The 13,791-nt window shown below is 67.3% G+C and carries 6 protein-coding genes and 3 pseudogenes; 8 read left to right on the top strand and 1 reads right to left on the bottom strand.

All coding sequences use genetic code 11. The features are described 5' to 3' along the window. The first annotated feature begins 103 nt into the window (after positions 1-103). A pseudogene (locus BJF87_RS07610) lies at positions 104-1,341 on the top strand (DUF222 domain-containing protein). A gap of 141 nt (positions 1,342-1,482) precedes the next feature. Here the strand turns inward: BJF87_RS07610 and BJF87_RS07605 are convergent. Continuing rightward, positions 1,483-4,872 carry a pyruvate carboxylase gene (locus tag BJF87_RS07605; protein WP_035750673.1) on the bottom strand — a complete coding sequence of 1,130 codons (3,390 nt, stop codon included), beginning with the start codon at positions 4,870-4,872 and terminating at the stop codon, positions 1,483-1,485. A gap of 447 nt (positions 4,873-5,319) precedes the next feature. On the opposite strand from BJF87_RS07605, the gene BJF87_RS07600 reads away from it, so the two are divergent. The 7 genes and pseudogenes from BJF87_RS07600 (at position 5,320) to BJF87_RS07570 (ending at position 13,789) form a co-directional block, all read left to right on the top strand. Further along, entirely contained in the window at positions 5,320-6,096 is a 777-nt protein-coding gene (locus BJF87_RS07600) for an SGNH/GDSL hydrolase family protein (protein ID WP_035750670.1), read from the top strand. A 114-nt stretch (positions 6,097-6,210) separates the two neighbouring features. Beyond that, complete coding sequence (locus BJF87_RS07595) at positions 6,211-7,713, top strand: MFS transporter (protein ID WP_035750668.1); 1,503 nt, start codon at positions 6,211-6,213, stop codon at positions 7,711-7,713. Between the two features lie 195 nt (positions 7,714-7,908). Then, positions 7,909-8,166, top strand: a pseudogene (locus tag BJF87_RS07590) (amidohydrolase family protein); the annotation flags it as partial. Next, the gene (locus tag BJF87_RS07585) at positions 8,166-8,978 is read left to right on the top strand and encodes a xanthine dehydrogenase family protein subunit M (protein ID WP_035750662.1); all 813 of its coding nucleotides are present in this window, start codon (positions 8,166-8,168) and stop codon (positions 8,976-8,978) included. The pseudogene BJF87_RS07590 and the gene BJF87_RS07585, both read left to right, overlap by 1 nt. Positions 8,979-8,982: 4 nt before the next feature. Beyond that, positions 8,983-11,813 (top strand): annotated as a pseudogene (locus BJF87_RS07580) (molybdopterin-dependent oxidoreductase). Positions 11,814-11,946: 133 nt separating this feature from the next. Next, on the top strand, positions 11,947-12,372 hold the full coding sequence (locus tag BJF87_RS07575; RefSeq protein WP_006359229.1) for a hypothetical protein: 426 nt from the start codon (positions 11,947-11,949) through the stop codon (positions 12,370-12,372). Positions 12,373-12,391: 19 nt separating this feature from the next. Further along, complete coding sequence (locus BJF87_RS07570) at positions 12,392-13,789, top strand: hypothetical protein (RefSeq protein ID WP_035750656.1); 1,398 nt, start codon at positions 12,392-12,394, stop codon at positions 13,787-13,789. Positions 13,790-13,791: the final 2 nt, after the last annotated feature.

The raw sequence follows: 13,791 nt of genomic DNA, 5'->3' as shown, positions 1-13,791 counted from the left end.
GACTGTTCGCCATACGAAATATCTTGCAAATCATGATGATTCGCACCGTTGGTGCACACGAAAAGTGACAGCGATCGAACGTATGTTCCCGTAAAGTGGAGTCATGGCACCGCTGGACCAGATTCTCCACCAACTCATCGAGGTCACCCCACCCGCCGACGACCCGACCGGGGCAAAGACTTTCGCCCAACTCGAGACGATTCGACTGATCCGCAACGCGGCGGACCATCTACTCACCTCGCACACAGCCAATCTCGACGATCTCACAGTGGCGGAGCGACATGGTTCCACCACCGGGAGACTGTTGATCGAGATGGGTTTCCCGCCCGCCGTCGCCACACGCGCTGCCCGTATCGCCGAGAACATCGGCAACCTGGGCAAGGTCGAGGCCTACGCCGCCGACGGGCGCCTCTCAGGTGAAGTCGTCGACGCCATCGTGCGCGGACTCAGCACAATCCAGAAACGCTCACCCACAGCACTTTCCGACCACGATCGAACGATCTACGAAACCGAACCCTCACCCAGGCTCTGTCCGGTGCCACACCCGCCGAGATGCAGAAGCACGCTCGGACGATCGGCAATGCCATCGCCGACGACGATGACGGCATCCCCGCGTCCGACGACAAGTCTCTGGACACGTTGTCGCACCACACCACCGACGACAGCCGCGTCGAGATTCATGCCAACGTGACACAGGCCGTGGGCGAGAAGTTCATCGCCATGATCGACGAACGTGCTACACCACGCCCCGAACCCGACGGCGCCGACGACCGCCGCTCCGTCGATCAACGACGCGTCGACGCCCTCGAGTTCCTCCTCGACCAAGCAGCACAAGGCGCATCCCTGGACAGCATCGGTGCACCACGTACCCAGACCCTGTTGACCATCCCCGCCGACGGTGGTGATCCCGCCTTCCTACCTTGGACCGGGTCGGTTACCCAGGCCACCGCGCAGAAACTCTCCTGCGACGGCACGATCACCGAGATCATCATCGACGGCGAAACCGTGCCCCTGGAGATGGGTCGTGAACGACGCCTGTTCCCGGCACACATCCGCAAAGCCATCATCATCCGGGACAGATGTTGCATCAGTTGCGGTGCGCCGCACTCACATACCCAGGTTCATCACATCGTGCACTGGAGCGATGACGGTGAGACCGAGCTCGACAACGGCTGCCTGCTGTGCCAGCGCTGCCACACCCAGGTCCACCACAACGGGTGGGACATAATGATCGGCTTCGACCGCCACCCCTGGCTCATCCCGCCCGCCGACATCGACCCGCAACGGCGGCCACTACCTGCCTACAACCGACGCACCATGCGACTCGACGACGCCGCCTGACACACCATCAGCCGCGAAACCGCCTCGTTCTTTGACAACTCCACAGTGTGAAAGCGCTGCCGCTCACGAGTTCCGTTCCCGCTCACCCGAATCGGGTGAGCGGGAACGGAGCCGGTGAGCGAAACCCGGATGGGGTGCAGGTCAGCTGATCTCGATGAGCAGATCACCCGGCGACACCTGGGTGACCGGGCCGATCGCGACGCGCGTGACCTTGCCGCCGACGGGTGCGGTGATGGCGGCCTCCATCTTCATCGCCTCGATGGTGCCGATGGTCGCGCCGACGGCGACCTCGTCACCCACGTCGACCGACAGGGACACGACACCGGCGAACGGCGCCCCGACGTGCTTCGGGTTGGCACGGTCGGCCTTCTCTGCGCTGGCGACCGCGGAGTCGATGCTGTGGTCGCGGACCGCGATCGGACGGAGCTGACCGTTGAGCACGCACATCACGGTGCGCATGCCCTTCTCGTCGGGCTCGCTGATGGCCTCGAGACCGATCATCAGCTCAACCCCGGGCTCGAGGTTGACCCGATGCTCCTCGCCATAGCGCAGACCGTAGAAGAACTGGTTCGCCGACAACCGCGAGGTGTCACCGTAGGTCTCGTAGTGCTCCTCGAACTCCTTGGCGGGGCCGGGGAACAGCAGGTGATTGAGACGCACCTGGCGATCGCGGCCGGGCTTGTCCAGGAGCGCCTCGTCATCGGCGGTCAGCTGCTTGACCTCCGGTGCCGGCGCCCGACCCTCGAGCGCGAGGCTGCGCAGCGGCTCCGGCCAGCCACCGGGCGGGTCGCCGAGTTCGCCACGCAGGAACCCGATCACCGAATCGGGAATATCGTAGGAGCCCGGGTCGGCGGCGAAGTCCGACGCGGTGATCCCGCGACCCACCAGCGCCAGCGCCAGGTCACCGACGACCTTCGACGACGGTGTCACCTTGACCAGACGACCCAGCATCGAGTCGGCGGCGGCGTAGGCCTGCTCGACGGCCTCGAAGCGGTTGCCCAATCCCAGCGAGATGGCCTGCTGACGCAGGTTCGACAGCTGACCGCCGGGGATCTCGTGCGAGTACACCCGACCGGTCGGGGCCGGGAGCCCGGACTCGAACGGCGCGTACACCTTTCGCAGCGCCTCCCAGTACGGCTCGAGGTCGCAGACACGGGCCAGGTCGATTCCGCTGTCGCGGTCGGTGTTCGCGGTCGCCGCGACGATCGCCGACAGCGGCGGCTGACTGGTCGTACCGGCCAGCGCGGCACTCGCACCGTCCACCGCGTCCGCACCGGCCTGCCAGGCAGCCATGTAAGTGGCCAGCTGACCACCCGGGGTGTCATGGGTGTGCACATGGATCGGCAGGTCGAAATTCTTGCGCAGCGCCGAGACCAGCTTGGTCGCCGCCGGCGCACGCAACAGACCGGCCATGTCCTTGATGGCCAGCACATGCGCACCGGCAGAGACGATCTGCTCGGCCAGACGCAGATAGTAGTCGAGGGTGTACAGATCCTCCGACGGCGACGACAGGTCACCTGTGTAGCTCATCGCCACCTCGGCCACCGCGGTCCCCGTCTCACGCACCGCGTCGATCGCCGGGCGCATCGCGTCGATGTTGTTGAGCGCGTCGAAGATCCGGAAGATGTCGATACCGACGTCGGTGGCCTCCTCGACGAAGGCCGTGGTGACCTTGGTCGGGTACGGCGTGTACCCCACGGTGTTGGCGCCGCGCAGCAGCATCTGCAGACAGATGTTCGGCATCGCTTCACGCAACTGCGCCAACCGATCCCACGGATCTTCCTTCAAAAAGCGCAGCGCCACATCGTAGGTCGCGCCACCCCAGCACTCCACCGACAGCAGTTCCGGGGTCAGCGCCGCGACATACGGTGCGACGTTGACCAGACCGGTGGTACGCACGCGGGTCGCCAGCAGCGACTGGTGCGCGTCACGGAACGTGGTGTCGGTGATGCCCAGACGCGGGTTCTCCCGCAGATCACGGGCGAATCCCTCCGGCCCCAACTGCAGCAGACGCTGCCGCGAACCGTCTTTCGGCGACGCGAGCACCGCGCGCTCGACGGTGGGCAGCTTGTCCCGCGGATACACCGTGGTCGGCCGCTCCCCGTGCGGCTTGTTGACCGTCACATCGGCCAGATACGACAGGATCTTGGTACCGCGGTCAGCCGACGACCGCTGGGTCAGCAGACCCGGACGCTCGTCGATGAACGACGTGGTGACCCGACCGGCACGGAAGTCCGGATCATCGAGCACGGCCTGCAGGAACGGGATGTTGGTCGCCACACCGCGGATGCGGAACTCCGCGACCGCGCGCCGGGCACGACGCACCGCGGTTGGGAAATCCCTTCCGCGACAGGTCAATTTGACCAGCATCGAGTCGAAGTGACCGCTCACCCCGGCACCGAGGTTGGCGCCACCGTCGAGGCGGACACCCGCGCCGCCCGGGCTTCGGTAGGCGGTGATCCGACCCACATCCGGGCGGAAGCCGTTGGCCGGGTCCTCGGTGGTGATGCGGCACTGCAGCGCAGCACCACGGATACGGATGGAGTCCTGCGACAGACCGAGATCATCGAGGGACTCCCCCGCCGCGATCCGCAACTGCGAACTCACCAGGTCGACATCGGTGATCTCCTCGGTCACGGTGTGCTCGACCTGGATACGCGGGTTCATCTCGATGAACACATGGCGTCCCTGCTCGTCGAGGAGGAACTCGACGGTGCCCGCGCACGTGTAACCGATGTGGCGCGCGAAGGCCACCGCGTCGGCACAGATCTTCTCCCGCAACTCATCCGACAGATTGGGTGCCGGCGCGAGCTCGATCACCTTCTGGTGACGACGCTGCAGGCTGCAGTCACGCTCATACAGGTGGATGACGTTGCCCTGGGTGTCGGCGAGGATCTGCACCTCGATGTGGCGCGGGTTGACCACGGCCTGCTCGAGGAACACCGTCGCATCACCGAACGCCGACTCCGCCTCACGAGATGCCGCGGCGATCGCCTCGGCCAGATCGGCGCGGTCGTCGACCCGACGCATACCGCGTCCGCCACCACCGGCAACGGCCTTCACGAAGACCGGGAAGTGCATGTCCTCGGCGGCGGCGAGCAACTCGTCGAGATCAGACGACGGCTCCGAACTCGCCAGCACGGGAATCCCCGCAGCCTTGGCCGCAGCCACCGCGGTGGCCTTGTTACCCGTCATCTCCAGAATGTCGGCACTGGGCCCGACGAAGGTGATACCCGCCTCGGCACAGGCGGCCGCCAACCCCGGGTTCTCCGACAGAAAACCGTAGCCGGGGTAGATCGCATCGGCGCCACACCGCACCGCTGCGGACACCACTTCCTCCACCGACAGATACGCCCGCACCGGATGGCCCGGCAGACCGATCTGATACGACTCGTCAGCCTTCAGACGATGGACCGAGTTGCGATCCTCATACGGGTACACCGCGACCGTGCGCGCCCCCAACTCGTAAGCGGCGCGGAACGCACGAATCGCGATCTCGCCTCGGTTGGCAACCAGAACCTTGTCGAACATCGGGTGTTCCCTCTTCTCCCGCAGCGGCATTTTTTTCGAATTGTCGCTGGTCCGTTCACTCGACGGACCAATGAAGTACATCACGTGATCGTACTCACGCCGCAACCCACCCCGAGCACCACCCACGACCTCCCCGAACCGCGCTGAAACAGACTGCCGGACAAGGTAACCGGAACAGATTTCGCCGGAGTTGTGAAACGCTCTCACCACAGGTGGGCAAGGTGAGAGATCACCAGCGCGAAATACGGCCGGAAACCGACCGATCGCTCTGTCGAAATCCGTTCGCGCAGAAATCCGGATTGCGAATTAATCGGTCCGATTTCCGCAATCCGGGTCGCGCTGCTGACCCGGCGCGGCAGTGACCCACGCCGCAGGCTTTGGTCCGGCGGGCCCGCCACAACTAGCGTCGATCCGGATTCGTCAGGACAGACCAGGAGGGTCAGCACCGTGGGCTTCACACGCTTCGTCGCGCTCGGGGATTCGTTCACCGAGGGCGTCGGTGACACGGACCCGACCCGGCCCAACGGTCTGCGCGGCTGGGCCGATCGCGTCGCCGAACAGCTCGCCGCACGGACCGAGGACTTCAGCTACGCGAACCTCGCGATCCGCGGCCGTCTCCTCGACGCCGTGATCGCCGAGCAGCTCGACGCGGCGGTCGCGATGAACCCCGACCTCGTCACCCTCTACGCCGGGGGCAACGACATCATGCGCCCGTCGATCGACCTCGACGCGCTGCTCGCCCGCTACGACGCCGCGCTGGGCAAACTGGTCGCCACCGGCGCCACGGTCGTCGTCTTCACCGCCTACGACACCGGCTGGGCCCCGGTGTTCCGCACGCTGCGCGGCCGCATCGCCATCTACAACGAACTGCTCCGCGAGGTCGCCGAACGGCACGACGTCGTCGTCTTCGACTACTGGCGACTCAAGGGCTACGACGACTACCGCATGTGGGACACCGACCGCCTGCACATGTCACCCCTGGGCCACACCCGCATGGCCGCCGAGGTCCTCGACCTACTCGGCATGGAGCACGACATCACGCCCGTCGAACTCGAGGCCGCGGCCGAGCTGACCCGTCGCGAACAGCGTCGACAGAACGCCGAGTGGGCGCGCACCTTTCTCGGCCCGTGGGTGATGCGGCGGGTGCGCGGCATCTCCTCCGGCGACGGCGTGACGCCGCGCTGGCCCGAACCGGTGTCCGGCGCGGATCTGCTCGCCCGCTGAGACCGCTCCACCCGGCCCCGGGGAGGACGCAAACGTTCTCTTCGGAGTGCGCCGGGATACGCTGGCCGTTCGGAGGTGTGAACCACACATGAGTACGACGGGCCGGATGAACGAGTGACCAGCAGGACCGCGACCAACGGATCGCAGGGCGAAGAGAAGCCGCACCCCGACACCTCCCCGGCCGCGACCGACGAGCACACGCATCCCCGTGCGGCCGTCGCGGTGCTCTGCCTGGCCGGCATCGTCGTCGCCCTGATGCAGACGATCATCGTCCCGCTGATCCCCCAGCTGCCGACCCTGCTGAAGGCCGACGCGTCCAACACCACCTGGGCCATCACCATCACCCTGCTGGTGGGCGCCGTCGCCACCCCGATCGGCGGTCGTATCGGCGACATGTACGGCAAACGGCTCGCCATCCTCGGCAGCCTCGGGTTCGTCGCGCTCGGCTCCGTCGCCTGCGCGCTCGCCACGTCACTTCCGGTCTTCATCCTCGGGCGCGGGCTTCAGGGCCTCGGGTTCGGCATCGTGGCGCTCGGGATCAGCGTCATGCGTGACATCGTCCCGGCGCGCTACCTCGGTTCGGCCGTCGGCACGATGAGCGCCTCCCTCGGCATCGGCGGTGCACTCGGTCTGCCGTTCGCCGCGGCGATCGCGCAGCATGTCAGCTGGCACGCCCTGTTCTGGTCCTGTGCGGCGGCCTCGGCCCTCGCGGCGGTGGGCGTCGCTCTCACCGTCCCGTCGACCACGCCCTCGTCGGGCGGGCGCTTCGACTTCCTCGGCGCGATCGGGCTCACTTGCGTGCTGATCTGCCTCCTGCTGCCGCTGTCGAAGGGCGCGGTGTGGGGCTGGAGCAACCCGCTCACCCTCGGTTGCTTCGCCGGGTTCGTCGTGCTGCTCGGCCTCTGGGCAGTCGTCGAACTCCGTCGTGCCAGTCCACTGATCGATCTGCGAATCCTCGGCGAGCGTCCCCTTCTCCTCACCAATCTGGCCTCGATCGCCACCGGCTTCGCCTTCTACGCGATGCAACTCATCCCGATCCAGTTGCTCATGGCGCCGACCAACAGCCCCAACGGCTTCGGTTACGACATGGTTCATGCGAGCCTGATCCTCGCGCCGAGCGGTCTGGTGATGTTCGTGTTCTCGCACATCAGCGGACGGATCAACGCCATGTTCGGCGCGCGGATCTCCCTCTCGCTGGGCGGCGTCATCATCGGCGTCGGCTACGTCGTCTTCATCGTCGGGCTGACCGGCCCCTGGGCGCTGACCTGGATTCACATGCTGGTCATCGCCTGCTGCATCGGCGCCGGCCTGGGCATCGCCTACTCCGCGATGCCGGCTCTCGTCATGCAGGCGGTGAGCGTCGAGCAGACCGGCGAGTCGAACGGCGTGAACGCCTTGATGCGGATCATCGGCACCTCGACCGCATCGGCGGTCGTCGGCATGCTCCTGACGTGGTCGATGATCGACGTCGCAGGCCCCGACGGTTCGACGATCGCGGTTCCGGCGGGCGACGGCTACCTGTGGGCCGCGGGCATCGCGCTGGCCACGTGCGTGATCGCCGCGGTGGTCGCGCTGGCCATCCCGGCCCAGCGCGGACTCGCCGAAACCCAGGTGTGACACCGGACCTCGCCGATCGCGGTCGCGGCTCTGCGACGCCGTGCACATCGAGATGCGCGGGTCGTCCGAGCCACGTAGCGTGACGCCGTGCCCCCAGCGACACTCATCGAGTACGCCGTCGTCCTCACCGTCGCGGTGTCCACCGACCCGGTCTGGGCCGGGATCGACGAGAAGACCTACTGTGCCGAGCATTTCGGTTCGGCGCCGCTCGAGTACACGGAGTCGGTCGAACTCGCGACCCGCGGCGGCGCACGGGTGGTGGGCCGCGAGGACGAGATCGGGTCGATCGAACCCGGGAAGCTCGCCGACCTCGTACTGTGGGATCCGTCCACCGTCGCCTACCGCGACACCGACGACCCGGTCGCCGACGGTGACCTGCTCACCATCGACACCGACCAGATGACCACCGCCGTCGCGACGCAGCACCGCCGCCTTCTCGACAAGGCACGCTGATGGACCTCACCGCCGTCACCCGGTACCGATTCGCGCGTTCGCGCGACGAGGTGTTCCCCGCACCCGGCGAACAGCTCGTCGCCGGCGGCACCTGGGTCTTCTCCGAGCCGCAACCGGCCACCACCGGCCTCGTCGACCTCAGCGAGATGGGTTGGCGACCGGTCGAAGACCTGCCCGACGGCGGCCTCCGCGTCGGCGCGACGTGCACCATCGCGGAGCTGGTCGCACTGCAGCCACGCCCCGGATTCCGCGCTCATCCGCTCTTCGCCCAGTGCGCGAACGCCCTTCTCGCGTCGTTCAAGATCTGGAACATGGCCACGGTCGGCGGCAACATCTGCCGGTCCTTCGCGGCCGCATCGATGGTGTCGCTGGCCGTTGCGCTCGACGCCACGGCGCACATCTGGACTCCCGACGGCGCCGATCGGGATCTGCCCGTCGCCGACCTGGTGATCGGCAACGGCATCAACATCCTGGGCCCCGGCGAGGTTCTCCGCGCCGTCGACTTCCCCGCCCACGCACTCGCCGCCGTCACCGGTTTCCGCAAGATCGCCCTCGCCGACCTGGGCCGCTCCGGTGCCGTCGTGACCGGACGCATCGATCCCGACGGCAGCACCGTCTTCGGGATCACCGCCGCCACCGAGTGGCCGACTGTGCTGCGTTATCCCCGACCGCCGGCCGCGGACCTGTTGCGTCACGACATCAGTACCGCGCCCGGCTACTACACCGACCCGCTCGGGTCGGCCGACTGGCGCCGCGGGGTGTCGGCGGTCCTCGCCGAGGAGATCCGCCTCGAACTCACAGGGACGAGGTAGACCGATGGAGTTCGAGGTCAACGGCGAGACGATCGATGCCGAACCCGCTGCGGGACAATGCCTCCGGATGCTGCTCCGCCAGCACGCGCACTTCGAGGTGAAGAAGGGGTGCGACGCAGGCGATTGCGGCGCGTGTTCGGTCCTCGTCGACGGACAACCCGTGCACTCCTGCATCTTTCCGGCGCAGCGCGTCGCCGGGAAGTCGGTGACCACGGTCGCCGGCCTCGGTACACCCGACGACCTGCACCCGGTACAGCAGTCCTTCGTCGACAGTTTCGGCTTCCAGTGCGGTTTCTGCACCGCGGGCATGATCGTCACCGCCTCGACCCTCACCCCGGACGACCTCGCCGACCTGCCACGGCGGATGAAGGGGAACATCTGCCGCTGCACCGGATACCGCTCGATCAGGGACGCGATCGGCAACGCCGTGGCGCCCGGCCGGACCCGGCCGGGCGGGAGCACCGGTGAAGCCACCGGTGTGGGCGACTCGGTGAACCCGCCCGCGGCGCGGCGCGTCGTGACCGGCACCGAGGCCTACACCTTCGACGTCCCGGTCGACGGCGCGCTGCACATCCACGTGCTCGGGTCGCCGCACCCCCACGCCCGTATCGTCTCCATCGACACGACCGACGCCTCGGCCCTCCCCGGCGTGGAGGTGATCCTGACCCACGAGAACGTCTCGACACCAAGGTTTTCCACGGGGCGCCACCAGAACCGGCTCGAAGACCCGGACGACACCCTCGTCTTCGATCGCATCGTGCGTTTCGTCGGGCAGCGCGTCGCGGCCGTCGTCGCGGCGACACCGGGAATCGCGGAACAGGCCGCCGCGCTGATCCGCGTCGACTACGAGGAACTGCCCGCGGTCTTCGACCCCGAGGAGGCACGCGCTCCCGGGGCTTCGGTCATCCACCCCGACCGCACCGCCGAAGACCGGGTGATGGATACCGAACGCAACCTCGTCGCCGCCTTCCACGAGGGCTTCGGCGGCGACGTCGACGAGGCGCTCGCCGCGGCGCCGACGACCGTGCACGGAACGTGGCGCACCGGACGGGTCACCCACGCACAGTTGGAAACCCACGGTTCGATCGCCTGGACCGATGCCACCGGACGTCTGGTCGTCCGCACGAGCACGCAGGTCCCCTTCCTGGTGCGCGACGAACTCGCCCGGCTTCTCGAGCTGCCGCCTGAGAAGGTCCGGGTGTTCAGCGGCCGCGTCGGCGGCGGTTTCGGCGGCAAACAGGAGATGCTGACCGAGGATCTCGCCGCCGTCGCCACCCTGCGTACCGGTCGCCCCTGCGTCTACGAGATGACCCGCACCGACGAGATGACGCGGACAACCTACCGCCACCCGATGCGGGTGACCGTGGATCTCGGCGCCGACGACGACGGTCTGCTCACCGCCCTCCGGGTCGACGTTCTCTCGGATACCGGCGCGTACGGCAACCACGCGATCGGCGTGATGTTCCATGCCTGCGCCGAGTCTGTCTCGGTGTACAACTGCCCGGTGAAGAGGATCGACGCCGAGGTCGTCTACACCAACAACCCGCCGTCGGGCGCCTTCCGAGGTTATGGCCTCGGACAGGTGATCTTCGCGGTCGAATCCGCGATGGACGAGCTCGCGGTCCGTCTCGGTATCGACCCCTTCGAACTCCGGCGACGCAATGCCGTCGCGACGGCGATCCGCTCCTCATCGCACGCCCCGACCCCGAGATCGACCTGGTGTACGGCAGTTATGGTCTCGACCAGTGCCTCGACCTCGCCGAGTCCGCGATGCGCCGGGGCAACGGCGCCGTCCTCCCGCCCGCCCCGCGATGGCGGGTCGGTGAGGGAATGGCGATCTCCGCGATCGCCACGATGGCCCCGCGCGGCCATTTCGCCGACGTCACGGTGGCCGTCGACTCCGCCGGCACCTATCACGTCGGCGTGGGCACCTGCGAGTTCGGCAACGGCACCACGACGGTCCACACGCAGATCGTCGCGAGCGCACTGTCTACCGAGCCGGAGCGGGTCACGTTGTGGCACGGGGACACCGACGCCGTGCCACATGACACCGGCGCATTCGCCTCCGCGGGCACCACCGTCGCCGGAAAGGCCGTGTACAGCGCGGGTCTCGCGCTCCGCAGCATTCTCGTCGAGGCCGCGAGCCGCCTTACCGGCGCTGATCCCGACCAGGTCGAATTGGGCCCGGACGGAGCCGTCGCCGGCGACCGGCTGGTCGGTTTTCGCCACCTGATCGACGCGGTCGACGACAGTCACCGCGCGCTGTTCCCGGACGGCCCGCGGGCCGTGGCGACCGGCGAGGAACGGGGCGAGATGCGTTCCATCGCCTTCGACGTGCAGGCCTTCCGGGTCGCCGTCGACACCGAGACCGGCGCCGTCGCGATCCTGCAGTCCGTCCACGCGTCCGACGCCGGCACCGTGATGAATCCCGAGCAGTGCCGGGGACAGGTGGAAGGCGGTGTGGCGCAAGGCATCGGCGCGGCCCTCTTCGAGGAGATCATGCTCGACAACGGATCACCGGTGACCAAGGTGTTCCGCACCTATCGTGTCCCCCAGATGGCGGACATCCCGTTCACCGAGGTCTACTTCGCCGAAACCGCCGATCAACTCGGCCCTTTCGGCGCGAAGTCGATGTCGGAGTCACCCTTCAATCCTGTTGCTCCCGCGCTCGCCAATGCCATCCGGCGCGCCGTCGACGTCCGCCCCTATGAGACGCCGATGTCACGAGACCGGATCTGGCGGCTCACGCACCCTGAAGTCGTCGAGAAGGAAAGCGACGTAAAGGCGTGCCAAACATTCGACAAACAGTCGGTAAACAATTGTTTTCATCCCTAACAATCTGGCGCCCAACCTATTTCGTTTCAGCGCGCAATTCGGGACCAGATATCGAACAGTTCGCCGGAAATCCTGCGAATTCACCTGTCAGAGTCGCACACTCCTCACTATCCACTGTCCAGAGGAGGGCGTCATGACACATACTGCACCCGGAGAAGAGCGCGGAACCCTGTCTGCCAAGCAGGGAATCGCCGCCGGGACGTCCATCGGCGCGGCGATCATCCTGATCGTCGTCGGAGTCGTCCAACTCGCCCAGGGAATCGCCGCGGTAGCCGAAGACGAGGTCTTCGTCCGCGGGGTCGAATACGTCTACAAGTTCGACTTCACGACGTGGGGCTGGATTCACATCGTGCTCGGAGCCATCGCGATCATCGTCGGTGCCGGACTCGTCAGCGGGGCGGGTTGGGCCCGGTTCACCGCCATCGTCATCGCCGGCCTGTCCATCATCGCCAACTTCCTGTGGCTGCCGTACTACCCGTGGTGGTCGATCCTGATCATCGCGCTCGACGTGGTCGTCATCTGGGCCGTATCGACCTGGAACCCCCGGGCCGAGTACTGACGCCGACCGGCGCCGGCCCATGAACACGGAGAACCCTGGGCCCGATCAAGATCCCCCCGGGAGTACCGGCTCGATCAGCGCGTCGGAACGTGCCGAACTCGAGCAGTTGCGCGCCGAGGTCGCGACACTGCGCGCGAGTGCCGACACCGGTGGGACCGCACCGCCGGAGACCACCAAACGGCGCACGACCTGGCGCTGGGTCGCGGTGGGAATCTTGTGTGTCCTGGTCGCCCTGCTGGCCATCCTCTCGGTGACGTCCCGATTCGTCCGCGGCGAGATCCTCGACACCGACCGATACGTGACGACAGTCGCACCGCTGGCCTCGGATCCGGCGCTGCAGCAGGAGATCACCAACACCGTCACCGACGAAATCTTCACCCGCATCGACGTCGAGGCGCTGACCGCGTCCGCGCTCAACGCACTGACCGATGCGGTACCGGCCACGGAGACCGCCCCCCGCGTGGACCGTGCCATCGACGGATTGGCGCCCGTTCTCGCCGCTCAGGCCCGCACCTTCGTGCAGCAGACGGTGGCGTCCCTGGTCGAGAGCGACCAGTTCGAGACCCTGTGGGTGGAGGCGAACCGCCGGGGCCACACCGCCCTGGTCTCCGTGGTGACCGGTGAGGTGGGGCCGTCCTCGGTCTCCGTCGACGAGTCGGGAACGGTGAGCATCTCTCTGGGCACCGTGATCGACAACGTCAAGCAGCGTCTTCTGGACCGCGGATTCACCTTTGCCGAGAAGATCCCGGCGGTCGACAAGGAATTCGTCCTGTTCCGGTCACCCGAACTGGTTCGGGCGCAACGCGCGGTGTCCGCGCTCGACACCGCCGCCGACGTGCTGCCGTGGCTGACGATCGCCTGCGCGCTCGGGGCCGTCGCGGTGGCTCCGCGGGGTCGGCGCCTACGCTCGCTGTCCGTGGTCGGCCTCTCGCTGGTTCTCGCCATGCTGACCCTGGCCATCGCGCTGATCGTCGCGCGCGCACTCTATCTCGACAACATCCCGCCCGACATCCTCTCCCCCGACGCTGCAGCCGCCATCGCCGACACGGTCACCGGCCCCCTCCGCCTCGCGCTGCGCGCCGTGGCCGTCCTGGGCCTCGTGGTGGCGATCGGCGCCTTCCTGATCGGTGGCTCCGCATCGGCGGTCGCGGTCCGGCACGGATTCTCCGGCGGACTCGACAAACTCCAGAACCTTCGGAAATCACGACCTCCGAATGCCTTCGAGACGACCGCCTATCGTGCTCGAATCGCGTTACGGGCCGCGATCATCGGCGTCGGCGTACTGCTGCTGATGTTCTGGAACTATCCCACCGGACTGGTGGTGTTGCTCATCGTCATGTGTGGGCTGATCGCACTGCTCGTCGTGGAGATCGTGATCCGCCCGGCCCGGGCGGGCCCGGACGACGCGGCGACATGACC

The organism is Gordonia sp. CNJ-863, assembly GCF_001942325.1.
GTDB lineage: Bacteria > Actinomycetota > Actinomycetes > Mycobacteriales > Mycobacteriaceae > Gordonia > Gordonia alkanivorans.
Note: the sequence above shows the minus strand (reverse complement) of the source record. Positions and strands in the feature narration are given on the sequence as shown.

What these genes read in the sequence shown, in the direction of transcription:
- BJF87_RS07605 (WP_035750673.1), bottom strand. Translation starts at nt 4,872, where the DNA reads ATGTTCGACAAGGTTCTGGTTGCCAACCGAGGCGAGATCGCGATTCGT.
- BJF87_RS07585 (WP_035750662.1), top strand. Translation starts at nt 8,166, where the DNA reads ATGGACCTCACCGCCGTCACCCGGTACCGATTCGCGCGTTCGCGCGAC.
- BJF87_RS07575 (WP_006359229.1), top strand. Translation starts at nt 11,947, where the DNA reads ATGACACATACTGCACCCGGAGAAGAGCGCGGAACCCTGTCTGCCAAG.
- BJF87_RS07570 (WP_035750656.1), top strand. Translation starts at nt 12,392, where the DNA reads ATGAACACGGAGAACCCTGGGCCCGATCAAGATCCCCCCGGGAGTACC.